General features: G+C 31.6%; 26 protein-coding genes. 17 read left to right on the top strand and 9 right to left on the bottom strand.

Annotated elements, in window-relative coordinates; translation table 11 throughout:
* Nucleotides 1-54: 54 nt before the first annotated feature.
* Nucleotides 55-516, top strand: a complete 462-nt coding sequence (locus tag WDZ98_RS09680; protein WP_368057934.1) for a VOC family protein — start codon at nucleotides 55-57, stop codon at nucleotides 514-516.
* Here the strand turns inward: WDZ98_RS09680 and WDZ98_RS09675 are convergent.
* From WDZ98_RS09675 to WDZ98_RS09665, 3 genes are all read right to left on the bottom strand, one after another.
* Nucleotides 513-899, bottom strand: coding sequence for a hypothetical protein (locus WDZ98_RS09675; protein WP_368057936.1), 387 nt, complete (start codon nucleotides 897-899; stop codon nucleotides 513-515). The two genes, WDZ98_RS09680 and WDZ98_RS09675, sit on opposite strands and share 4 nt — an antisense overlap.
* Before the next feature lie 62 nt (nucleotides 900-961).
* Nucleotides 962-1,333 (bottom strand): hypothetical protein, encoded by a 372-nt coding sequence (locus tag WDZ98_RS09670; RefSeq protein ID WP_368057938.1) that lies wholly within the window; start codon nucleotides 1,331-1,333, stop codon nucleotides 962-964.
* 296 nt (nucleotides 1,334-1,629) lie between these two features.
* Nucleotides 1,630-2,424: an adenylate/guanylate cyclase domain-containing protein gene (locus tag WDZ98_RS09665; RefSeq protein WP_368057940.1), complete on the bottom strand. Its 795-nt coding sequence runs from the start codon at nucleotides 2,422-2,424 to the stop codon at nucleotides 1,630-1,632.
* 203 nt (nucleotides 2,425-2,627) lie between these two features.
* Between WDZ98_RS09665 and WDZ98_RS09660 the strand changes: the two genes are divergently transcribed.
* Both WDZ98_RS09660 and ilvA read left to right on the top strand, forming a co-directional pair.
* Nucleotides 2,628-3,467 (top strand): hypothetical protein, encoded by an 840-nt coding sequence (locus WDZ98_RS09660; protein WP_368058424.1) that lies wholly within the window; start codon nucleotides 2,628-2,630, stop codon nucleotides 3,465-3,467.
* 180 nt (nucleotides 3,468-3,647) lie between these two features.
* On the top strand, nucleotides 3,648-4,856 hold the full coding sequence (ilvA, locus tag WDZ98_RS09655) for a threonine ammonia-lyase (protein ID WP_368058426.1): 1,209 nt from the start codon (nucleotides 3,648-3,650) through the stop codon (nucleotides 4,854-4,856).
* A 1-nt stretch (nucleotide 4,857) separates the two neighbouring features.
* On the opposite strand, the gene purE is transcribed toward ilvA, so the two are convergent.
* Nucleotides 4,858-5,433 carry a 5-(carboxyamino)imidazole ribonucleotide mutase gene (purE, locus tag WDZ98_RS09650; RefSeq protein WP_368057942.1) on the bottom strand — a complete coding sequence of 192 codons (576 nt, stop codon included), beginning with the start codon at nucleotides 5,431-5,433 and terminating at the stop codon, nucleotides 4,858-4,860.
* Between the two features lie 107 nt (nucleotides 5,434-5,540).
* Here purE and WDZ98_RS09645 point away from each other — a divergent pair, with 107 nt between their 5' ends.
* From WDZ98_RS09645 to WDZ98_RS09630, 4 genes are all read left to right on the top strand, one after another.
* A complete protein-coding gene (locus WDZ98_RS09645; RefSeq protein ID WP_368057944.1) occupies nucleotides 5,541-6,686 on the top strand; it encodes a 5-(carboxyamino)imidazole ribonucleotide synthase in 1,146 nt (381 codons plus the stop codon).
* Nucleotides 6,687-6,716: 30 nt separating this feature from the next.
* Nucleotides 6,717-7,109, top strand: coding sequence for a hypothetical protein (locus WDZ98_RS09640; RefSeq protein ID WP_368057946.1), 393 nt, complete (start codon nucleotides 6,717-6,719; stop codon nucleotides 7,107-7,109).
* A 137-nt stretch (nucleotides 7,110-7,246) separates the two neighbouring features.
* Nucleotides 7,247-7,495: a hypothetical protein gene (locus tag WDZ98_RS09635; protein ID WP_368057948.1), complete on the top strand. Its 249-nt coding sequence runs from the start codon at nucleotides 7,247-7,249 to the stop codon at nucleotides 7,493-7,495.
* Nucleotides 7,496-8,164 (top strand): NDP-sugar synthase, encoded by a 669-nt coding sequence (locus WDZ98_RS09630; protein ID WP_368057950.1) that lies wholly within the window; start codon nucleotides 7,496-7,498, stop codon nucleotides 8,162-8,164. It begins immediately after the preceding gene.
* 10 nt (nucleotides 8,165-8,174) lie between these two features.
* On the opposite strand, the gene WDZ98_RS09625 is transcribed toward WDZ98_RS09630, so the two are convergent.
* Nucleotides 8,175-8,321 carry a hypothetical protein gene (locus WDZ98_RS09625; RefSeq protein WP_368057952.1) on the bottom strand — a complete coding sequence of 49 codons (147 nt, stop codon included), beginning with the start codon at nucleotides 8,319-8,321 and terminating at the stop codon, nucleotides 8,175-8,177.
* Nucleotides 8,322-8,423: 102 nt separating this feature from the next.
* On the opposite strand from WDZ98_RS09625, the gene WDZ98_RS09620 reads away from it, so the two are divergent.
* The 3 genes from WDZ98_RS09620 to WDZ98_RS09610 are packed head-to-tail and all read left to right on the top strand — an operon-like array spanning nucleotide 8,424 to nucleotide 10,805.
* The gene (locus WDZ98_RS09620) at nucleotides 8,424-9,389 is read left to right on the top strand and encodes an LLM class flavin-dependent oxidoreductase (RefSeq protein WP_368057954.1); all 966 of its coding nucleotides are present in this window, start codon (nucleotides 8,424-8,426) and stop codon (nucleotides 9,387-9,389) included.
* A gap of 1 nt (nucleotide 9,390) precedes the next feature.
* Nucleotides 9,391-10,500 (top strand): thiolase family protein, encoded by a 1,110-nt coding sequence (locus tag WDZ98_RS09615; RefSeq protein WP_368057956.1) that lies wholly within the window; start codon nucleotides 9,391-9,393, stop codon nucleotides 10,498-10,500.
* A gap of 35 nt (nucleotides 10,501-10,535) precedes the next feature.
* A complete protein-coding gene (locus WDZ98_RS09610; protein WP_368057958.1) occupies nucleotides 10,536-10,805 on the top strand; it encodes a hypothetical protein in 270 nt (89 codons plus the stop codon).
* Here the strand turns inward: WDZ98_RS09610 and WDZ98_RS09605 are convergent.
* Together WDZ98_RS09605 and WDZ98_RS09600 are read right to left on the bottom strand one after the other, a co-directional pair.
* Nucleotides 10,798-11,625 (bottom strand): hypothetical protein, encoded by an 828-nt coding sequence (locus tag WDZ98_RS09605; protein WP_368057960.1) that lies wholly within the window; start codon nucleotides 11,623-11,625, stop codon nucleotides 10,798-10,800. The genes WDZ98_RS09610 and WDZ98_RS09605 overlap by 8 nt on opposite strands.
* A 30-nt stretch (nucleotides 11,626-11,655) precedes the next feature.
* Nucleotides 11,656-11,811, bottom strand: coding sequence for a hypothetical protein (locus tag WDZ98_RS09600; RefSeq protein ID WP_368060912.1), 156 nt, complete (start codon nucleotides 11,809-11,811; stop codon nucleotides 11,656-11,658).
* 233 nt (nucleotides 11,812-12,044) lie between these two features.
* Between WDZ98_RS09600 and WDZ98_RS09595 the strand changes: the two genes are divergently transcribed.
* The 3 genes from WDZ98_RS09595 (at nucleotide 12,045) to WDZ98_RS09585 (ending at nucleotide 13,437) form a co-directional block, all read left to right on the top strand.
* Nucleotides 12,045-12,554, top strand: coding sequence for a resolvase (locus tag WDZ98_RS09595; RefSeq protein WP_368057964.1), 510 nt, complete (start codon nucleotides 12,045-12,047; stop codon nucleotides 12,552-12,554).
* A gap of 50 nt (nucleotides 12,555-12,604) precedes the next feature.
* Nucleotides 12,605-13,054 (top strand): hypothetical protein, encoded by a 450-nt coding sequence (locus WDZ98_RS09590; protein WP_368057966.1) that lies wholly within the window; start codon nucleotides 12,605-12,607, stop codon nucleotides 13,052-13,054.
* A 71-nt stretch (nucleotides 13,055-13,125) separates the two neighbouring features.
* A complete protein-coding gene (locus tag WDZ98_RS09585; RefSeq protein WP_368057968.1) occupies nucleotides 13,126-13,437 on the top strand; it encodes a hypothetical protein in 312 nt (103 codons plus the stop codon).
* 292 nt (nucleotides 13,438-13,729) lie between these two features.
* Here the strand turns inward: WDZ98_RS09585 and WDZ98_RS09580 are convergent, their stop codons facing one another.
* Complete coding sequence (locus tag WDZ98_RS09580) at nucleotides 13,730-14,104, bottom strand: hypothetical protein (RefSeq protein WP_368057970.1); 375 nt, start codon at nucleotides 14,102-14,104, stop codon at nucleotides 13,730-13,732.
* Nucleotides 14,105-14,208: 104 nt separating this feature from the next.
* Between WDZ98_RS09580 and thrC the strand changes: the two genes are divergently transcribed.
* A complete protein-coding gene (thrC, locus tag WDZ98_RS09575; protein ID WP_368057972.1) occupies nucleotides 14,209-15,546 on the top strand; it encodes a threonine synthase in 1,338 nt (445 codons plus the stop codon).
* Between the two features lie 146 nt (nucleotides 15,547-15,692).
* Complete coding sequence (locus WDZ98_RS09570) at nucleotides 15,693-16,946, top strand: hemolysin family protein (RefSeq protein ID WP_368057974.1); 1,254 nt, start codon at nucleotides 15,693-15,695, stop codon at nucleotides 16,944-16,946.
* 2 nt (nucleotides 16,947-16,948) lie between these two features.
* Here WDZ98_RS09570 and WDZ98_RS09565 read toward each other — a convergent pair whose 3' ends face one another.
* Nucleotides 16,949-17,998 (bottom strand): type II glyceraldehyde-3-phosphate dehydrogenase, encoded by a 1,050-nt coding sequence (locus WDZ98_RS09565; RefSeq protein WP_368057976.1) that lies wholly within the window; start codon nucleotides 17,996-17,998, stop codon nucleotides 16,949-16,951.
* 128 nt (nucleotides 17,999-18,126) lie between these two features.
* Here WDZ98_RS09565 and WDZ98_RS09560 point away from each other — a divergent pair, with 128 nt between their 5' ends.
* Nucleotides 18,127-19,947: a glycosyltransferase gene (locus WDZ98_RS09560; protein WP_368057978.1), complete on the top strand. Its 1,821-nt coding sequence runs from the start codon at nucleotides 18,127-18,129 to the stop codon at nucleotides 19,945-19,947.
* A 2-nt stretch (nucleotides 19,948-19,949) separates the two neighbouring features.
* Nucleotides 19,950-22,504 (top strand): polysaccharide deacetylase family protein (locus WDZ98_RS09555; protein WP_368060981.1); only part of this gene is annotated, 2,555 nt, incomplete at its 3' end.

Raw genomic sequence — 22,504 nt, 5'->3', positions numbered from 1 at the left:
AACTTCCTAGATACAGCACAATTTTACTCACAAAGAGGGGGGATTCCCTTTTTATTGAAGTTCAATAACAATGGATTTAAAGAACTTAAAGGTAGACTAGACGTGAACATCAAAAAAGTAGGAAATGTAATTTTAGCTGTTTCAGACATTGACAAATCACTCCACTTTTACCACGAAATCATAGGGCTTCCAATCAAAAATCAGCGAAGATCTTGGGTAGATTTAGGTACATCTGGTGCTTTATTGAGTTTACATCCTGCATCATTAACGGCACAACATATTGGCAGTTCTATTGAAAATGGAATCACAATAGGTTTTCTTGTTGGTGATGTAAAATCCGCAGTTGAGGAATTAAAAGCAAAAGGCGTTACAATTCATCGTGACATAGTTGAAAGAGAGGCAGGCAAAAACGCAGTGATTTTAGATCCTGATGATTATCTTATTTCACTATTCGAGCCAAGCTTTGAAGATAAAGCTCAACAAACAAGTGGATATCAAGGATTTACACCAGCTTAGATTGTCTTTTTGATTAGAGATATTATTTTCTCTAAGCCTTTTTCTTTTCGATTTATTGAAACATAATATGTGACATCATTTTTTTGCAAAATTAGAATTGTAACTTTTTGATGTTGTAAAATTACATACTCTAATTTTCCAACTGTGTCTGCAGTTTCTTTTCTTAGAGACATTAAAGTAGCAATTATGAAGAATTCATTTTTAACTTGTTCTGATTTTAAAAGTGGTTTTAGATTTGGTCTGATTATTCCAGTTAAAGTTCGACCATAAGCATTTACTACTCCTGCATATCTAATACCGTTTGATAATTTTAAAATATTTTGACATTGCTTCCTATATTTTACTACTGTATCTTTCCATTTGTCCGCAGGAGTTTTAACCATAAGAAAACTAATTTTTGAAACTAATAAGGATTCTGAAAAATTACATTTTATGAAACTAAGATCTACTTTGAATTTACGTCTTTTTGTAATTTTTTCTTTAATTCTAGATTTTCTTGTAATAGTTTGTCATTTTGGTTTTGAAGCATTTCTATAGAATTTTGTCTGGTGTATAATGGATGTCCTGGTGGGATCACATTAGAGTTCATTGAGAGTAATCCTGATGCATATTGTTGATACATGTGTTGAAATCCTTGTAATTTTTGATTGATAGTGCTTGCATTTTGTAAAAATTGTTCCTTCATAGGATTTTCATGAATTTTAAACATTGGATTAGTTAATCCGGGTGGCAATCTCGGAAATTGAAAGGTCATGTGAGGGATGTTGGGATTCAAACCATACAGGTCCTGCAAATGTTTTATTGCAAAATTGTCCACAACATTTGTCGATATTTGCCATATTTGTGGCTTGCTTTAGTCATTTGATATACTCTTTAGTTAAATCTGGGGTGTTTTTGCTCAATTTGAGCTGATCGCAGATCCTTATAGATTCCCAATTTTGATCGCTATTACACATGTATGAATCAAAAAAAACATGTCTGAAATGTAAAAAGGACATTCAAGAAAAAGATCTACACAAAATTGTAATTTATGTTGTTAGAGAAAAATTCACCGAACATCATTATGAACATGTAGAATGTCCGGACAACTTTACTGTATAATAGTCCAATTTCTTACCCATTAAATTCAAACACGTTGTAAATTTCACCAGTTACTCTGGAACGATATCTCCATTCATTATTTTTCCATACTAATTGTGTAAATTCCTTCTTGGAATTTGGATGAATTCTTTGATACACATCGTTCCCAATCAAAATCTGATTTGGTTTTGCCATATTTTGAATTTTTGATGCAATATTCATTGCAGGTCCCATTAAATCCACATGAGAGTTTTCTATATCTGCACCATATCTTACTACAATATTTTGTCCATAATCGACACCAATCTTTACCATTAAATCTGGATAGTCATATTGATTTAGAATTGGGTTGATGCCCTTTTGAATTACAGTGAGCATTGATTTTGCACAATCCACCGCATTATCTGCTGCAAGTAAACTATTATTTTCTCCAATAAAGTATCCAATCACTGCATCTCCTACAAATTTTAAAACATATCCTTGATGTTGTCTAATGACTGCTGCCATTTCTTGTGAAAACGAACTTACAATAATTGCAATTTTTTCTTCAGGCATTTCTAATGTCATGGTAGTTGAACCAACTAAATCTACATAGAGTACAGCCATATCTAATTTTGAAAAAACATTTTTTCTCAGAAATTTATCTGAATCATTGATGACTCCTGAATATTCGTAACCTTTTTTGAGTGCTCCCCAAACACGCTTTTGTGTCTCCAAAATCATTGTCTCTGAATCTAGTGTTTGGTTTGGATTTTTACTAAGGAGCATGTCTACGACATTATTATTTTGTCCAGTATCTGTAGTTTCTTTGTTTGTTTTTTCAGTCATATTATTCTCTTATTCTAAGGGAAAATCTATTCCACAACGAGGGCATTTGCCTCTTTTCCCCTTATATCCTTCGTGATAGTATTCGGTAATATCATCATTGCAATATTCACAGTTAATTTTGGATTTATTCATGCCTAAAATAGTGATTTTATCTATTTAGATTTTGATGAAGGTTTAAGGAGAGTAAATAGTTGTTATTTTTTGTGCGATTAGGCTCAAGATCTCAAAATGAGTTCCTTCAACTGTTAAATCAGAAAAATGAATCAATCCAAAAAACATATCTTCCAAAAATGATTGATTTGACAAAAATGATCGATGTGAAAGTTATGATGGGGGATTCTACGATTACAGAACAAAAAACATTTGATCCAAAGCTAGTTACTGATTATTTTCAAAAAATTAATGATTCATTACAAGATTGGGATTTACAAGATGTATCAATATCAAACAATCAAGACATTCGAAGAATTTTTACAAAATTTGAGATACGTGAAGGGAATTATTTATTATCGGGTCATATGTCATTACAATTCCATGTTTTATTATACTACAAACCAATTCAACGCGTAATTGATTGTCAAAAAGAATTAGCAGTGATTGTTGATTCAACAAAAAATAAACAAGAACAGTTAGCAGATAATAGTGATCAAATTGTTCTAAATAAACTAAAAGAAATGGGATACAAAGACTTTGATCATCAAAAATTATTTGAGGTTTTTTATGAAAATGATGAATTTAGAGAAAAAGTTTTTACAGAAATTCAAAAAGACGCAGGTGTTGATTTCCAAGAATTATCTGAAAAAAAGAGTGAGTTGTTTAAAGAATTAGACTCACTTTTACTTGAAACTTATCAAACATCCCCAGTTTTAATTGATGATCCAAGATTAGTTGCAGGTGAAGAGGGGTGTTTATTGGCATTAGATTTAGAATTTGTAAAAAATAATAATCGTGAAGGAGTATTTGATCCGAGAAAAATCCCTGATTCGGTAAAAACAAATATTTTAAAAAGATTAGAAGAACTTGAAATTATAATTAAATCATAAACCAAGGAACCGGAAAATGAGAAACCTTTCTCAAAGGGGAGTTCCGGATTCCCTGATATAATTTGAAACCTATTTTTGAACTATTTAGGCATTCCTCAAAAATTACGCATAAAAGTTGACAAAAAATACAATTTTTGTATAGAAGAAGTCAAATACACCGAATCATTAGCAACATTTCCAATGAATCCATCATATGATGAAATAGTAAAGGCAAATTCATTACGAGGAAATGATATAAAAAAAACCCCTCTAATACATACTCCAACATTCAGTGTGATGACAGGGTCAGATGTATATCTGAAAGCAGAATTTAGACAAAAAACTGGTTCATTTAAAATTCGCGGAGCGTATTTTAAAATTAAATCATTATCTGATGAAGAAAAAAAATATGGAGTTGTTGCAGCTTCTGCAGGTAACCATGCACAAGGTGTAGCATATGCATCATCATTAGAAAAAATTCCATGTACTATCGTAATGCCAAAAAATGCATCTCCTGCAAAAGTCGCGGCAACTAGAGGTTATGGTGCCAATGTGATTTTAGAGGGAATAAACTATGATGAATCATCAGCAAAAGCAAAAGAAATAGCAAAAGAGACCGGTGCAACAATGATACATGCATTTGATGATCCGCAAATAATTGCAGCACAGGGAGTTATCGGATTAGAAATATTAGATGATTTACCAGATGTAGATGAGATCTATGTGCCAATAGGCGGCGGTGGATTAGCTGCAGGTATATTGATTGCGATAAAAGAAAAAAATCCTCAAATCAAAGTAATTGGTGTACAATCAAAATCATTTCCATCCATGTATGACTCAATAAAACAAGGTTCTATCACTTCTAGTGGAGGGGAGAGAACAATAGCTGATGGTATCTCTGTTAAAGTTCCAGGACAATTAACATTTGCAATTATCAAAGAACTGATAGATGAAATAGTTTTAGTAGATGATACTGAAATTACAAAAGCAATGTTCTTACTAATGGAAAGAATGAAATTTGTGGTAGAACCTGCAGGAGCTTCAAGTTTAGCTTATTTAATATCCAAAAAACCTGCCATAGGAAAGAAAGTTGTAGCTGTGTTGGCTGGAGGTAATGTGGACATGTATCTATTGGGGCAAATAGTGGATAAAGGTCTTGCAGCTATGGGCAGATTACTCAAATTATCTATTTTACTACCTGATAGACCAGGTGCATTTAAAGAAATAGTTGATGAGATTACTTTAGCTAATGCAAATATCGTTGAAGTGGTTCATGACAGACTAAGTTCTAATATCAATGCAGGTTCTGCAGGTGTGACATTAAGTCTAGAAACACAAGGGAAAGAACAAACAGAATTACTCATTGATGCGCTAAAAAAGAAGAACATTCAATTCACACTACTTACTTGAATTAGTTGAATTTCTTTTTTGCAAATTTTGAAAGGCCTTCTTTCTTTAATTGGTTGGATTCTTTCATGACTGAATTATGTTGATTTGATTTGTGTTCTTTTAGTTTCTTTTTCAAATCTGGAAATTCATTTGCGAGTATTTTCATTGCGTATATTCCTGCATTACCTGCTTTGTTGATTCCTACTGCAACAACCGGAGAACCTGATGGCATTTCAGTAATGGATAGCAATGAGTCTAATCCTCCAAAAGCAGAAAATTTTGAAGTGTCGGATTTTTTTTGATGTTTATCGTTGTAAACTAGTATTGGCACACCAATTACTGGTATAGTTGTATGAGATGCAATCATTCCAGGTAAATGTGCTGCACCTCCAGCTCCTGCAATGATAATTTTAAAATCCATTTTTTCTGCATGTTTAGCATATTCAGCCAACCTCGAAGGAGTCCTATGTGCAGAAACAATTTGATCTTCATGTTTAATTTTATACTCGTCTAAGATTTCAGCTGCTCCTTGCATGATCCTACTATCTGAACTTGAACCCATAATTATTCCCACAAGAGGTTTTTTTGAATATATCATAATAATAGAAAAAACTAGAGAGTAATTAAGAATTCTATTGTTAATCTATTAAAACATATGAACAAACTAACATTAGATATTTGTAATCCAAAAACATTCTTTTCGTAATGGCAAAAATTCTTGGGATAATTGGTGGAGGTCAATTAGGAATGATGATTACTGAAGCCGCAAAAAAAATGCCTAACGAAATATCTGAAATTATTGTTTTAGATCCTACTGAAAATTGTCCTGCATCTCAGGTAGGAGCAACACAAATTATTGCCGATTTTAAAGATAAAGATGCCATCATTGAATTGGCAAATAGATCCGATATCATTACTTATGAAATTGAATCTGGGGACAGTGATATCTTAAAATCAGTTCAATACAAATCCGAAATTAATCCTTCTCCTGAAACTCTAAAAATCATTCAAGATAAATTCCTGCAAAAATCGTTTTTACATGAAAATAATATAGCTGTTCCTGAATTTATTGAAATAAAAAGTATTGAAGATGTCAAAAAAGGTTTGGAAAAATTTGGAATTCCTGCAATGCTAAAAGCTAGAAGAGATGCGTATGATGGCAGAGGTAATTTCAAAATTAATTCCGAAGATGAAATACAAACCGCATTTAATTATTTTAAAGGACAACCTCTTCTATTAGAAAAGTTTGTTCCATTTAGTATGGAAGTATCAGTTATAGCATCTAGAAACACACATGGAGAAATCAAAACCTATCCATTAGTTGAGAATATTCATAAAGAAAATATTTTGCGAGAAACAATTGCTCCAGCTAGAGTCTCTGAAAATATTGCAAAAAAAGCGGAACAAATAGCAGAAAAAACAATGAATGTTTTAAAAGGTGCAGGAATTTTTGGCATAGAGATGTTTGTCACTCCAAATAACGATGTGGTGATTAATGAAATTGCTCCTAGAGTACATAATTCAGGACATCATACATTACAATCTAGTGAGACATCTCAGTTTGAACAACATTTGAGGGCAATTCTTGGAATGAAATTAGGAAGTACGAGATTGATTTACAATTCTATAATGTATAATATTTTAGGTAGTGATGAATTCACTGGAGAATACACGCCATTAGAAGTGACTGATCCAGGAGTGTTTCTGAAAATGTATGGGAAAAAAATTTCAAAACCCCATCGAAAATTAGGACACCTTAACATAATTGGAAATAATGGGGAGCCCATAGATGAGTTATTAAAAAAATTAGATGCACTAAAATCAAAAACAGTTATCAAAGCATCTAATTAGATTTATTAATTGATAAAAGAGAAATGGAATATGGCTTTAACTCCTGCATTAATCATAACTGGTATTGCTATTGCATTACTGGTAATCTATGCAATTGATGTGGCTGTGGTTGAAATTACTGGCAACGAAGTAGGATTCATTCCATTTGATCATAAAATTCGAGGGATGGGATTAGGTCTTCCTGCAATGGTATTGCCAATTATATCATACTTTATTTCAAGAAAAAAACCTTCAAAAGGTTTAGGCATTATGATAATAATCGCAGGCATTTTGATTATCTTTGGTGGTGCATTTGTTATTGGTAATGCTGATCCAATAGAAGCAGAAGCATCTGGAAGAAATATGGCCTCTGAAGTAGCTCCATTACTGATTGTTGGTGCAATTCAGATAGGATTAGGTATACTTAAAATTAAAAAATCTTAAGCAATTAGCATGGTTACTTGTGCAAAGTGTGCAAACGATGTAAAAAAAGTGTATGACTGTGATCATACTAATTTTGAAGAATACTGTGTTGAGTGCTATACAGAATTACATTACTATTTGACAGAAAGTGAAAAATCATGTTAACCGATAAAGATATTGCAATTTATGCCCTTGGAAAAACAGAAGGCGTTCACTCCATTGCTGAGACACTTGGAAAAGGATTAGATGATGAAAAATATATTGAATCTTGGAACAAAACTATGAAATTGTTAGGTATTGAAATGCCACTAAAGGAACTAGAGAAGATCTACAATGAATTTGCAAAAAAGATGGAAGATCTTGCAAATTCTGAAAATATAAAACCTGAAAAACCTATCACAGAATAGATGAAAGCACTAATTTTAGCTGGCGGTAGAGGTAAAAGACTAAAACCCATTACAGACTATGTCCCAAAACCGCTTGTTCCGATAAAAAACATTCCAATTATTGAATGGCAAATAAAATATCTTAAAAAATTTGGAGTGAATGAAGTGATTGTTTGTACAGGTTACAAGCAAGATATGATTGAAAATTATTTAAATATTAAAAAAATAAATATGAAAATAAGATTTTCAATTGAAGATTCTCCATTGGGTACAGGTGGTGCAATTAAAAAAGCTGGGAAAATGATTCACGATAAATCTTTTTTTGTTCTTAACGGCGACGTTATAACAAATATTGATTTAAAACAATTATCAAAAAAACAAAATTCTATTGCATCTATTGAATTACAAACAAAATTTGGAATTTTAGAAACAAAAGATGATAAAATTATAAAATTCAAAGAAAAGAAAGAAATTTCAGATATATGGATGAATGCAGGAATTTATCATTTGGAAAAAAGCATTCTCAAAGACTTGCCATTAAAAGGTGACATTGAAAAAACAGTTTTTCCAGATTATGCTAAAAAAGGAAAACTCTACATTGAAAAATTTAGAAATGTAAAGTGGTATTCAATAGATTCATTCAAAGATATCGAAACATGTTCATCTGAAATTGAGAAAATAATAAAATAAAATACGAATTTTATGCACCAGTTCTGTGTAATGTAACCATACAATATGCAATTTCTTCAACAAATCGTTCATCGTTACTTATCGATGCATATTTTGTTGCATTACCCCAAAATGCTGATTGTTCATTGATTTTTTCCGAGGGTATTTGTTCGCTCAACGATTCTATTTTTGTTCTGATCTGATAATACTCAGCCTCAATCAAAATTCACCTATTACTAAAACAGATACACTAGAATATCCAAAAGACATTACTCTTTTCATGCGTATTGCGTGTAGTTTGGGATCATTATTGTCAATAGAAGAGGTGATAAAATGCTCAAAAATCATCTCAAATACTAGCACTGACGCTATTTGGGTGCCTGAAACATGGGGAATGGAAAATTTTTCAATGTTGGGAATAGTATCATCTACAACAATAAATCAAAAAATAGGCTCATCGATAATTAACATCTATTCCAGAAGTCCATCCATAATTGCGATGGGCGCAGCAACTGTGGATACATTATCTAAAGGACGATTGGTTTTAGGACTCGGTACAAGTAGTTTACCTATAGTCGAATCATTTCACGGTAATAAGTTTGAAAAGCCACTACAAAGGATGAAAGAATATGTTGAAATTATTAGATTAACGTTATCTGGGCAGCAAGTAAATTATGATGGCAATATTTTCAAATTAAATAATTTTACATTATTAATCAAACCACAAAGAAAAGAAATTCCAATTTATCTTGCTGCAATTAATAAAAAAATGGTTGATTTGGCATGGGAAATTGGAAATGGAGTAATATTTTATCTTAGACCGTTAAATGAAATGAAAAAAACAATATCAAAAATGCAATCAAAGAGAAAAATAGATGTTACATGCCAATTAATTACATGTGTTTCTGATAATTCTGAGGAAGCAATTTTGAGAGCAAAAAAAACTATTGCGTTTTATGTTTCTGTTGGGGATATTTATCGTAAATTTTTATCAGATAATGGATTTCAAAAAGAAACTAGTGAAATTTATGATGAATTTAAAAAATCAGGATTTAAATCAAATCATGATTTAGTTACAGATACAATGTTGCAATCACTTGCAATATCTGGAACTTCAGAAGAATGTAAAAAACAATTAAGTAATTTTATTAGTGCTGGAATTGATCAGCCTATTTTGCAATTTAATCCAATTGGAGCAACAATGAATTCATTTGAGTTATTTAAAAAAACATTTTTGGATGAATGATATGAATAAGGTTGGGATTGTTGGATATGGTATTACTCCTTTTACAAAAGAAGACAAAAAAATTGATTCCATTTTATTGGATTCTGTAAAAGAACTATTCAAAAACAATTCACACATAAATCGCGATTATATTGATGCAGTTTTAGTATCTACAAATGACAATTCAAAATACTTGTCCCCGATTTTGTCTGAAATGACAGGCATTCAACCACAAATAGCACATTCTATTGAAAATCTATGTAATTCAGGCACGAATTCTATTGTTTCTGCATATTCTTACATTGCTTCAGGCTTGGCAGATTTGGTACTGGTGGCAGGTGCTGAACGATATGATAGTCCTGGTAGTGTGTTAGAGTGGGATGCATCTCGTGGAGAATACAAACATCCTATTTTTTGGTCTTCATTTTTTACAAAATCCTATAAACGAAAATACAATTTTTCAGATGAAGATCTAGCAATAGTATCGGTAAAAAATCACAAGCAGGCAAAAGAAAATCCTAATGCAATATCAAATAAAACGTTTACAGTTGAGGATGTAATGAATTCAAAACAACTTACAGATGATATAAGATTATTAGATTGTTCTCAGCCGTGTACTGGAAGCGCATCAATAATTTTAGGGTCTGAGGAAAAAACAAAAAAACTCTCTGAAAAACCAATTTGGATAACAGGCATAGGACAAAAAACAATTTCAGCTGGATTTACAAAAAATACTTCATTTACATCGATGGAATCCACCAAACAAGCTTGTGAAACAGCATTAAAAATGTCAAAGAAAGATATTAAAAATATCGATGTTATAGAATTGCATGATGCGTTTTCTGTCTGTGAACCAATTGCATTAGAATCTCTAAGATTTTCTGATAAAGGAAATGGGATCAATATGATCAAAGAATTACATAATACAAATAATTTTAAAATAAATCCTAGAGGAGGATTAATTGGATGTGGACACCCACTAGGTGCAACAGGAATTGCACAGACAATAGAAATTACACAACAACTTCAATCAAATGCAAGTAAAAGGCAAGTAGATAATGCTAATGTAGGATTAGTTCATAACATGTCAGCAGCAGCAACATCTTCCACAGTATTGGTTTTAGAGAATTGAATTTTGAAACTAAACTAAATGAGGGAATTTTTTGTGTGCCTGAATGCAACGAGTGTAAAAAAATTGTATGGCCTCCCACAGAATTTTGCAATAATTGTTTTGGCAATGTATCTCTAAAAGAAGGGAATTTTGAGGGGAAAATCATTGAATTTTCAAGTAAAAACAACCAGTATTTTTGCATAGTTGAATTTGAAAAAACTGTTAGATTAATTGCAACCATTCCAAAAATCCCTGATATCGGACAATCTGTAAAAATGTCAAAATGTGGAATATCAGAAGGAAATTATTTTTTTGAAGTCAGTTAAATTCAGTATAGATGTATGGTGTTTCTACCGTTTGATCAAATGTCCAAATTGTAGGTAGAGATACAGTATCAATTATTTTTAAGTTGTGTTTTTCAATTAAGGAACTCCATCCGCCATTTTCTAAATTCCCCGATAATTGTCGCTTGATATGAGTTCCTGCAAAGACAATGCAGGTATTGTTTTTCAGCTCTGAATTAGAGTTAATTTTTTCTATGATGCTTGTCGCCAAAATATCCCCTCCCATTTGAGGAAGTCCTCCGATGAAAAAAACTGGCTTGTCTAATTTTAGTTGAGAATAATCAAACTCTAAAGCATCTGCACATTTTGGATAAAAATTTTGGTTTGTGGATTTACAAATAATATCTTGTAACCCTACCAACACATCATCAATTTCAATACTATGAGTTGTTTGTCCTAAAATGGTGCCACAAAATGCTATTCTCCCATCTCCAGAACCAATATCTACTAATTCAGTATATCCTAATTCTTTAGCAATACTAGTCATAACAAATGCAGACATTATCCAAGTAGGGTAAAATGGCTGACAACTTGAACCGTGTTTGATACTGTTTAACCAATACTCGTTGATGTCTCCTTCATACACAGTACATAATGTTCCTTCAATATTTTCTTCATAGTGATTAAGATAGATTGGATTTTTGTGGGCAAAATCATGAAGTAGTTGTAAATGTGACGGAGACAATGGAAATTTTTCTGAAACAAATGATGGGATTATCTCTTGAATGTGTGCATTTCTAGAATAATTCTTTGCAAAACTCTGCTTTACATGAACAAGATTCTTTACAAGTTCATCAAACATAGTTTTTTACACTGGCTGGGTTTGATAAACTCATTGTACGTTTTCATTATCCCTTAATGTTAAAAAAGCAACTTCTTGTTCTATTTTTTTTATCTGATCAATCGTGGTTGTTTGTAATCTTTCTATGCTTTTAATCTCATCTTTAAAAGGATCCATTATTAATCTAAAATCCAAATGTTTCAACATGTTTAGATGGTGATTCCTCCGTTCTAGGAGTTGTTTTATTAATATCTCAGATTCCAATATTAACATTAACTGTATCTTTTTAGATTTTAAAAGGTTAAGATGATCACTATGCTTGTGTAGTATTTTGTTGAGTTATTGTATAATTACCTAGTCTACTAAACAAGAATAGAAAATATATGGTATTGAGATCAAACTTTACTTCATTAACCGTTACGACGCAAAAGAGTAATGTAATGACTAAAAATCAAAAAATAGCAAGAACTCGTAGACAACGAGGTTATCAATGGGAAGACACTATTGTTAAACGATTTAACAGCATAGAAAACTGGAAAGCATTTAGACTAGGATCTCCCAGTATTGCGTTACCTGATGTATTAGCTGTAAATACAGATGCCAGTACAATATTTACAATTGAAGCAAAGTCTGGAACTAGTACATCACTTCCAGTTCCTGCAGACCAAATTGAACGATGTTTGTCATGGATTAAGACATTTGACATATACAAAAAAAGAAATGTCATACTTGCATTCAAGTTTCTCTCAAAGAAAAGAATAGGGGTTGGAGAATACGAAAGTAGAGAATTACGCGAATTCTTCAAAATATGGGATGAATCTATGAAAATTACTGACTGTGTGTGCACTTATGAGGGTAAATTCTTTGCCAAGACGGATGACGGCAGAGAAGAGATATACTTGAAAGAATGTGTAATGCCATTTAAAACAAAACAGCGAACTAGTGCCTAATTTACAAATTTTTCAAATCATTTTTTAAGGATAACGACTCTATAACTGTGATGTCGGAAGACGATACTGAGATAAAAACAACTGAAAAGAATTCAGAATCATTGTTACAAACAATTTCTGATGCAGAAGTTAGTTCAAGAATTAGTTTTGAAGAATTTACTGATGAAAGGATACTGATAAGCCATGATGCATTTGGAAAAAAACAGATGAAAATCAAGATCTTAGAAGTATCTGATGAAACTCCTGTATTGAAATGGAAGTTCGGTGATCGTGTAAAGGTTACAAAAATCTTGGTGACCGTTAAACATCTTACAACACAACAAGTTGAAGAGGCTGAATTTGACATAGAATCTATTGAAAGAGAATTAGCTGAAAAAAGACACTACACATCAACAAATAGATGGATTCCAGTAGAGGATATTAAAAATGGGTATGTGGTAGGTTCAAAACATACTAGGTTGATCAGTGACGCCTCGGCTCTAGATTATATTGTATTTTGATTATAATCACATGTAACATCATTATTTTACTCTGAAAAACATTATAAACAAAAAGAGATTGAAAAATCAATATGAGTTTGAAAGAATTTGATGTGAATGGAACTGATTACAGAATAGTATTAACCGAACAAGTGATCAGCCATGTAAACAATCTCAAAGATCTTTATAATGCCGCATATGAGGATCCTGAAAGTTTTGAAGATGTCAGTGCGGAAATTTCAAGTACAATAAATGAAATTGCGAGTACGATTGAACCGGCAGCCGAAGATAGTGATTTAGATGGAATCATACAAGAGATTATCAAAGCTGTCGACAATAAAGCAGAAGAGATTAAAAAAGAATTAGAAGGAAAACCAGAAAAGAAATCAAAATCAAAAAAATAATCCTATTTTGACCTTAAACTCATAAAAAATTAGTGGATAAATTATATTCTTAATACAGTAATTATGATCATGTCAAAAAGTTGTGAATGTGGTATTTGTGGTCACCATAGTGAATCTGAATGCATTGAGAAAGAATGCAAATGTTGTTTAAATTTTCATGAAAGATCTGGACCTAAAAGAAAATAATCATTAAATCATCTGGCTTTATAGCAACTACATTTTTTGGAAAGATGTCTTGAACAACCAAACAATCTGTGATCTTGGCATCCACATAACATACATTTTTTATCAGTCATAATTTCTCAATCAAATCTCCAACATTGTCCATCATTTTTTGATCATCTAACGCTTCAATTATTTTTAATCTCATATTTTTTAGTCTATAAGTATCATCAGAATACAAAGGTGCCATAGTTTCAATCTCTTTCTCAAAAAAATAGTTTTCTAAATAATGCTTTAACTTGACTTTTACTTTTTTAAAATCAGATAAAGGGATGGCATACTCGTCAATATTATTACAAACAACTTTGATAAATCCATTTATCTTTAGCATCTCTTTCTTAATTTTATCAAGATCTCCGGGGTTATCTTGAATTTCATTAAGAATTTTATATGAATCAAGTATTTGCAAAAGAATATTTTTTAAATGTTCAGTATGTGGGACCATATCAAGTTTTTAGATCCATCTAATCTAAAGTTTAGGAAAAATAGCTTGACTTGTCTAAAAATTACACATTTGCTTTAAATTATCACCGATTAAGTGTAATTACGATGCAAGGTGATGCTTATCTCAAGTGTACTGATCCTCAATGTGGGTTAGAATATCCAATTGAAAGCACCAATGTGCAATGTGAAAAAGGTCATTTGTTAGATGTAAAATACAAGAAAACTCCACCTGTCACATTAAAACAAGTTTTTTACAAAAGACGAGATTTTGAAAGTAGTATTTTTAATGAAAGTGGGGTTTGGAGATTTAGAGAACTACTTAATTTTTGTCAAATTGATACTGAAAATTTTGATGAATGTGCAAAATATCTAGTATCTCTTGATGGAGCAGAAGGGAGACAATCAAAACCATACCACATGTCAAAAGCTGCAGAGTTTATGGGTATTTCAAATGATAAAGTATGGCTACAGCCTGAAGGATACAATCCAAGTGGATCATTCAAAGATAATGGGATGGCTACAGCTGTTACTCATGCAAAGATGGTTGGAGCAAAAAAAATTGTTTGTGCATCCACAGGCAATACATCTGCATCAGCTGGTATGTTTGCAGCAAACGAAGGAATAGATTGCGATGTATACATACCTGCAGGGCAAATAGCTCCTGGAAAACTTAGTCAAGCATATCAATTTGGAGCTCAAATTATAGAAGTTGATGGAAATTTTGATGACGCATTAAAACAATCTCTGGATGACGCACAAAACCATGGTGGATATACTGTTAATTCTATCAATCCATTTAGAATAGAAGGACAAAAAACAATTCCATTTAGAGCATTAGAATATTTGAATTGGGAATCTCCAGATTGGATCGTGTATCCTGGAGGAGCACTTGGAAATACATCTAGTTGTGGAAAGGCTTTGATGGAATTATATGAATGGGGATGGATTAAAAAAATTCCTAGAATTGCAGTTATAAATTCAGAAGGAGCAAGTACATTATCTGATTTGTATAATGGGAAATTTGAAGGTGAAGAACTTCGATGGAATAAAGGTAAACCAAATGTGGAGTTGATATCACGATATTATGATCATTTGGATAATGAAGGATTACGACCAAAAACAAAAGCAACTGCAATTCAAATTGGTAGACCTGCAAACATTTTGAAAGGTTTACGTGCATTAGAATTTACAAACGGTGTTGCTACAACTGTATCTGATTCAGAAATGTTAGATGGTATGTCTGTTGTAGGTCTAAATGGATTTGATTGTGAAATGGCATCAGGCGCATCAGTTGTTGGAATAAAAAAATTAAAGAGTGAAGGAATTATCAAAAATGATGATGTTGTTGTAGGGATTCTTACAGGACGACAAAAAGATGCAATGTTGCCTGTCGAATATCATAACAATCCTGCAAATAAATTTGCAATTCCTCCTAAAAATTAGGTAGTGTTTGGGTTCAAATCTTAAAAACAATTTTTGAATCTTAAGAGTTAAATTCATGTTTTATAGAAACATTACAACCAAAAGATGGTGCAAAAAAACTAGATGATTAACGAGTATAATCCTAATGGATTTTTGAGGAGAATACGATGGTAGAATTATGGATGTCAATTGTAGCGTTAGCTGGCTTGATTGGCTTATCGGCGTTTTTTAGTGGATTAGAAGTATCGTTAGTAGGTACAAGCCAAGCTACTGTGGAACAGCTAGTAAAACAAAAAAAACGAGGGGCAAAAGCACTTCAGAAATTAAAATCAAATCCAGGATGGATGTTGTCTGCAGTAAATCTTGGAAACAATTTAGTAAATGTCGGTTCATCTGCATTAGCTACCGTAATTGCAATTGAATTGTTTGGTGATGAGGGATTAGGAATTGCGATAGGAATAATGACGTTTTTACTTATTATTTTTGGTGAGGTCACTCCAAAAACATATTGTAACGCAAATGCAACCAAAATCGCACTTCGCTCAAGTGGAATTCTAATGATGTTCAGTTATGCTACTTATCCGATTGTTTGGATTTTAGAAAGAATTACACGCATAATGATCAAAATTACAGGAAGTGGCTATTACCCACCAGCGTTAACAGTAAATGAACTCAAAGGCATTATTGATCAGGGACATAGAGATGAAGCAATAGAAACACATGAACGAGATTTAGTTCACAGAGCATTAGAATTTGATGATATAGTAATTAGAGCTGTAATGACCCCTAGAACAAAAATGCAGATGCTTCCTGCAAAAATGTTGTTGTTTGAAGCACTACCAATAATCAATCAAAATTCACATTCAAGGATTCCAATTTATGGTGAAACTCATGATGACATAGTAGGATTTATTCATGTAAGGGATGTCCTTAGAGAGTTTGAGTCAGACAACAAAATGAAAACATTAGAACAGATTGCACGAAAACCAGTATTTGCATCGCAAGAAAAAATGGTTAGTTCATTATTAAAAGAAATGAAAGGTAGAAAAATCCACATGGCCATAGTAATTGATGAGCATAATGGGGTAGAAGGATTAGTCACATTAGAAGATCTTATTGAAGAAATTATTGGGGATATAGAAGATGAAACAGATCTTCCGACGTCAGTTGATCATCAATCAATAGACAAAGATACAATCATAACAAATGGTGAAATCAAAATTGAAAGAATTAATGAGATTTTTAAATCGGAATTGCCTGAAGGCGATGATTATAGTACACTGAACGGGCTATTACATGAGCAATTACAAGATATCCCTCAAGAAGGAGATAAAATAGAAATGGATAACATAAGAATAGTTGTTGAGAAAGTAAGAAAAAACATTCCTGAAAAAATTAGAATAGAGCGAATTAAGAGATAAAATTATTGTTTAGCAAAATACTCTTGTAATTTTTGCTTTTTTTCATTCATATGAAATATAGATTCCGTATGTGTAAAAGAATCTTCATATGACCTTCCAAAAAGCATTGCTTGCATCAACATGTGATTTTCAGGAATCACGATTCCAGTCTGATCATCGGAATACATCATTTGTACGGTATCTCCAATTGAAGTAGTCATGTTTGCATGAATGTGTATCATATTGGTATCTACAAAATGAAATCCCATGTTTTGAGCACAATCTCGAATATCTTTTGTTCCCTTTGCAGTCCATAGTATTGCCACTCCAAATTCATTTGTAAATATTTCATGAATCTCAGATGGTTTTGGTGCCGTGTTTTTAAATCGTATGTCCATTATGTGCAAATGCATTTGTCTTGTAGGTACTTTAATGGCTCGTACATATAGAGGAGCATCTTTGCCAAAATAGAGTTTGACATCATCCCCATGATGAGGCTTCTCAGTCATTTCAATAGTGTCTGAAATCTTTTTTTCAGTTTGCTCAATGTCAGCCCAACGCCTGACAAGAGTCACATCAAATCTTACTATTTGATCACGAAATTTATTTCGTAAAGGCTCCAATATTCTTCCCATTCCAGTTACATTACAGCTTCCTTGCATAACATGATGTTTTCCTAATGCTTGATTGTAATTTACTCTAGAATTAAACAGTAAATCAGATACAGATTCTGAACCCATTGTGGACTCTCCTCCCTGATAAATTGCAGATATGTTTTTTGGTTCATATAGATTTTTCTTGTTTTTATACCCATGACCGCCAGGGGAAGCGTCAATAACTAAATCAGATTTATCTAGTGCAGATTCAATAGAGCCTGAAATTTTATAATCTGCAAAATCTGCCAATTTGTTTTCTGGAACATATACGTCAAAACCCTTTGAGATAGCTTCGCTAACTTTTTCATCTGGAGAATACTTCCCAATACCAACTACACTAATTTCAGGATCGTCTTTTAGAAAAGAAACAATTCTACTTCCAATAGAGCCATAACCATTAACGAAAATTTTCTTCATAAATTCAATGTATTTACCCCATTTATTTATCTCATGCAGGAAACGTTGCTCAAAAAAATAGACTGAAAGGAAAACTTTCATGACGAACTCACATATAATGACAGATCAGGCATTAACAATTATAAAAATTGGATAGAAATTACCTTATTACCAAACTAGCAGATGCCATAGAACAATCAAAAGGCGATGAAGGTAGAAATCAATATTTACTAAAAAGACTAAGACAGAATAAAGAAATCATAAATTCAGATAAACTATATTTGCAGAGAATTTTAGATATTGAAATTTTAGACATAAAATACGAGCAAGTAAAAGAGCAATATGTTTCAAAAGACAAATCAGTATTTCTAAATCCTAACATGGTAAAATGTAAGACTTGTCAAAAAGAAATTAATCTAGAAGAAAAATCATTAAGATACAACAATAACTGGTATCATGGAAATTGTATCACAATAAATGTAGAAAAAAACACAATCGATTCAACTGAATTACAAAACATTGTAAAAAAGAAAGTAGATTTAGTTCAAGTTGGTTTGACTGTCACAATAGTTGGTTTTCTAATACTAAGTGTTTTTTTCATTTTAGGTCCAATCAGTATGATTGCTATGGGCATTGGAGGTGTAATCACATTGTATCATGTTATAGGGGCAACTGGCAAAATGTATTCAAAAAATAAACCAGGAAAACGCGCACCTTCTGTATTTCTAATATTTCTTTTAGGTTCACCTTTCATTATAGGTACAATGATTGCTTATGAGGGTTATACATTATTAGAATCCCCAGTAAGAATAATTTTGTTGTGGGCATTAACAATTTCATTTTGGTCTACAATGCTTTTTGTTCCAATGGCAGTTGTAAGTAAATACAGAGAAGATAATCAAAAAGATGTTAAAACATTTCCAAAAATATCTGTTGTGATTCCAGCATACAATGAAGAAAAAGTAATTGCAAACACAATTGAAGGATTATTGGAAACAAAATATCCAAACAAAGAAATAATTTTTGTGGATGATGGTAGTACAGATTCAACATTAGCAATTGCATCAAGATACAAAGAGAAAATCCATGTTCTTCATAAAGAAAATGGTGGAAAGGCAACTGCATTAAATTATGGAATGGTGTATGCCAAAGGAGAAATTATTGTGATTGTAGATGCAGACACAATTATTGGAAGAAATTCATTAAAAGAGATTGTCAAAGGATTTGAAATTGACAAACATGTGGCTGCTGTAGCAGGCAATATTAGAGTTAGAAACAGAATGAATGTATTAACTAAATGTCAAGCATTAGAATACATCACAGGAATCCAAATAATACGAAGAGCTTTTGATATATTTGGTTCAATAACCATAGTTCCTGGAGCATTAGGTGCTTTTAAAAAATCATTTTTAATAGAAGCCGGAGCATATGGTAAAGACACTATTGTGGAGGATTTTGATCAAACGATAAAATTGTTAAAGGCAGGATTGATCACTCAAGGAAGCAGCAAAGCTACAGCATACACTGAAGCTCCAAATACGCTGAAGGATTTTGTGGCACAGAGAAAACGATGGTATAGAGGAAACATTCAAGTTCTAAAAAGACATTCAGATGCTTTGACAAATCCAAGATTTGGTTATTTACAGAGATTGTCATTACCATACTTGTTCTTAGGAATGGTAGTAACCCCAATAATTGGATTTATTGCAACTGCAAATGCAATACTAGGTATAATACTAGGAGATGGATTATACATTTTACAAATTTCTATGATATTTGTTGTTGTACATTACCTGATGACAGCGTTAGCATTACGAATTGATAAGGAGGATCCGAAATTATTATGGCATGCAATATTCTTAGTATATGGATTCAAGCAAATTATTGACTTTTTACTACTAAAAGCAATTATAGAACAATTGAGAAATAAGAAAGCTACTTGGACAAGTGCAAAAAGAATAGGAGTGTAAATATGAAATCAGGTAAATTCACCATAATAGCAATTATCATATTTTCCATCACATTAATGATTTCAATTGAAAATGCATATGCTGACAAAACTATTGAAGTCGAAATTAAATATACTAATGACGATAGAGTAGACCATAATGAAATAAAATTACTGGTTTATCAAGATTTTAACAATAAACCAATGTTAGAGAAAACATTAGAAAGTAATCCTGACTTTATTACAGTTCCTGAAAATCACAGATACAAAATTGAAGTTTTTGTTAATGGGATGTATGGTGATGTAGGCTATGTTCAGTTAAACAATAATCCTGAAAAACTAATCATAAACATACCACTATCAGGAGGAGTACAGTTTGGAGTCTTTTATAAAAATGGGCAGGTACCAATTAAGGATGCTACTGTAATTATCAAATCTCATGATAATTCAGAATGGCGAAGAGGTACAACTAACGATCAGGGAGAAACGATCAGATATTGGGTTCAATCAACTTCTAAGCAAGGAGATCACTACATTGCAGATGTTTATTTGGGAGAATTATTTTTAAAATCTTATTCTCCAATAAAATTACTTCCAGGAATTGCAACTGATCAAAAAATAGTTACAGCGATTCCAGAGTACGTTGAAAATTTAATTTCAATAAATTTGTATGATGGGTCAAAGTTAATCACATCTACAGACGGAGAATATAATGTAATTTTAAAAAATATTAGAGAAAATAATGAAATTACATCAAAGATAAATTTTAGAGGCGATGCACAATTTTCAAATCTAAAATCAGGAACTTATACAGTAATGATCAAAACAAATAACGAAAATGAGAATAGATTATGGCCTCAAAATAATATTCATGTGATTGGAGATTTAAACAAATTTAATATTTTCAAGTTCACTGAAGAGATTTTAGATGAAGAAAACCCATTTAGAAATTGTAATTGTATATCATTTAGATTAGATGATGTTCAAGATTATTGGCTATCAGAGACACAAATAGAACTGATAAATCTATTTACCGAAAAAAATATTCCATTATCTATTGGAATCATAGGCAATCTTATTGGATCTGATCAAAAAATAGTATCTGTAATTAAAGACAGTTTAGATAAAAATGAAATCGAGATTGTAAATCATAGTTGGAATAATGAAGCACTAACAAATCTGAGCAAGGATATTCAAGAAAAATATGTTGTAGATACAAACAAGAAAATTTTAGAAATTTTTGGCGTTGAATCAACATCGTTAATACCTCCTCAAAATTTGTATAATGAAGATACAGTTGAAATACTAAAGAAGAATGGGTTTTCACATCTGATATCACATATTATTACAAATAATCAGACATATTTTGATGATGGATTTTACATTGTTCCCGCTACAACAGAAACTGGAGTTTTGATTAATGGTATTGATTGGGTATTAAATGAAAAAGAACAGATTACAGAAGAGATCATCCAAAGTTTGAACAAAAGAGGATACGCTATAGTCATGTTACATCCTCAAGAATTTACAATAAAAAATAACGATACTTATGGAGATCCAAACCAAAGTGCATTGTCAGAATTAAGTGAATTATTGGACGAAATTTCTCAATTAGACTCATCATTAGTCAAAATTAGCAATGTAAAAAATTTCCCTCCTGTAATTGAAAATAAAACTACAGTGGACAATAAAACAGATACTCAAATTGATACAGTTACAAATGAAAAAACTATTGACACATGCAAATGTGTATCTTTCAGATTAGATGGAGTTCAAGATTATTGGTTAAATGAAGTTCAAATGGAAATTATGAATACATTTATTGAAAATAGAAAGCCATTGACAGTAGGAATTATAGCCGATGCATTTGGCGAAGATCAAAAAATAACAAATTTTATGAAAGAAAATATTGTAAAAAATGGAAAATATTTGGAAGTGGCTACAAAAGGAATTGGATTGACACCATATAGTAACTATAATAAATCAGAACAAAATGAAAATCTGAAAAATTCAATTGAATTTATAAAAACAACATTAAATGTAACTCCTCATATTTTCCTTCCTCCAAATAATGTTATTAATTCAGATACAATGATGATTTTAAAAGAAAATGGGATTACACATCTTAGTTCAAGTTTAATCAATGAATATGCACCTCCTTTTGAATTGAAAGGAAAAGAAATCTATAGATTTCCCCAAATAACATCTACTGGAAAATTTAATACTGTTGAAAATATCTATGAAGGAAGATCAACACAGCAAATTGTTGATGAAGCAGTTCAGGGAGTAAACAATTATGGATTTGCAGTTATTTCAATTCAGCCGCAAGAATTTTCTACAATAGTAAATTCTACATATACTAATTCTCCAAATCAAAAACAAATTGAAAATTTAGTAACAATAATTTCAATTTTGGAGGGGAAAGGATTCAAAATTGTTCCTATTGGAAAAATTGACTCAAATATCATTGTATTAGTGCCTGAATGGATAAAATCTAATGCAGGATGGTGGGCAGATGGTTCAATTGATGATAAAACATTTGTGCAAGGAATAGAATATTTAGTAAAAAATGGAATTAT

Source organism: Candidatus Nitrosopumilus sp., assembly GCF_040878665.1.
Classification (GTDB): domain Archaea; phylum Thermoproteota; class Nitrososphaeria; order Nitrososphaerales; family Nitrosopumilaceae; genus Nitrosopumilus.
Note: the sequence above shows the minus strand (reverse complement) of the source record. Positions and strands in the feature narration are given on the sequence as shown.

What these genes read in the sequence shown, in the direction of transcription:
- WDZ98_RS09675 (WP_368057936.1), bottom strand. Translation starts at nt 899, where the DNA reads ATGGTTAAAACTCCTGCGGACAAATGGAAAGATACAGTAGTAAAATAT.
- WDZ98_RS09665 (WP_368057940.1), bottom strand. Translation starts at nt 2,424, where the DNA reads ATGACTGAAAAAACAAACAAAGAAACTACAGATACTGGACAAAATAAT.
- ilvA (WP_368058426.1), top strand. Translation starts at nt 3,648, where the DNA reads ATGAATCCATCATATGATGAAATAGTAAAGGCAAATTCATTACGAGGA.
- purE (WP_368057942.1), bottom strand. Translation starts at nt 5,433, where the DNA reads ATGATATATTCAAAAAAACCTCTTGTGGGAATAATTATGGGTTCAAGT.
- WDZ98_RS09645 (WP_368057944.1), top strand. Translation starts at nt 5,541, where the DNA reads ATGGCAAAAATTCTTGGGATAATTGGTGGAGGTCAATTAGGAATGATG.
- WDZ98_RS09640 (WP_368057946.1), top strand. Translation starts at nt 6,717, where the DNA reads ATGGCTTTAACTCCTGCATTAATCATAACTGGTATTGCTATTGCATTA.
- WDZ98_RS09635 (WP_368057948.1), top strand. Translation starts at nt 7,247, where the DNA reads ATGTTAACCGATAAAGATATTGCAATTTATGCCCTTGGAAAAACAGAA.
- WDZ98_RS09630 (WP_368057950.1), top strand. Translation starts at nt 7,496, where the DNA reads ATGAAAGCACTAATTTTAGCTGGCGGTAGAGGTAAAAGACTAAAACCC.
- WDZ98_RS09620 (WP_368057954.1), top strand. Translation starts at nt 8,424, where the DNA reads ATGCGTATTGCGTGTAGTTTGGGATCATTATTGTCAATAGAAGAGGTG.
- WDZ98_RS09615 (WP_368057956.1), top strand. Translation starts at nt 9,391, where the DNA reads ATGAATAAGGTTGGGATTGTTGGATATGGTATTACTCCTTTTACAAAA.
- WDZ98_RS09605 (WP_368057960.1), bottom strand. Translation starts at nt 11,625, where the DNA reads ATGTTTGATGAACTTGTAAAGAATCTTGTTCATGTAAAGCAGAGTTTT.
- WDZ98_RS09600 (WP_368060912.1), bottom strand. Translation starts at nt 11,811, where the DNA reads ATGTTGAAACATTTGGATTTTAGATTAATAATGGATCCTTTTAAAGAT.
- WDZ98_RS09595 (WP_368057964.1), top strand. Translation starts at nt 12,045, where the DNA reads ATGACTAAAAATCAAAAAATAGCAAGAACTCGTAGACAACGAGGTTAT.
- WDZ98_RS09590 (WP_368057966.1), top strand. Translation starts at nt 12,605, where the DNA reads ATGTCGGAAGACGATACTGAGATAAAAACAACTGAAAAGAATTCAGAA.
- WDZ98_RS09585 (WP_368057968.1), top strand. Translation starts at nt 13,126, where the DNA reads ATGAGTTTGAAAGAATTTGATGTGAATGGAACTGATTACAGAATAGTA.
- WDZ98_RS09580 (WP_368057970.1), bottom strand. Translation starts at nt 14,104, where the DNA reads ATGGTCCCACATACTGAACATTTAAAAAATATTCTTTTGCAAATACTT.
- thrC (WP_368057972.1), top strand. Translation starts at nt 14,209, where the DNA reads ATGCAAGGTGATGCTTATCTCAAGTGTACTGATCCTCAATGTGGGTTA.
- WDZ98_RS09570 (WP_368057974.1), top strand. Translation starts at nt 15,693, where the DNA reads ATGGTAGAATTATGGATGTCAATTGTAGCGTTAGCTGGCTTGATTGGC.
- WDZ98_RS09565 (WP_368057976.1), bottom strand. Translation starts at nt 17,998, where the DNA reads ATGAAGAAAATTTTCGTTAATGGTTATGGCTCTATTGGAAGTAGAATT.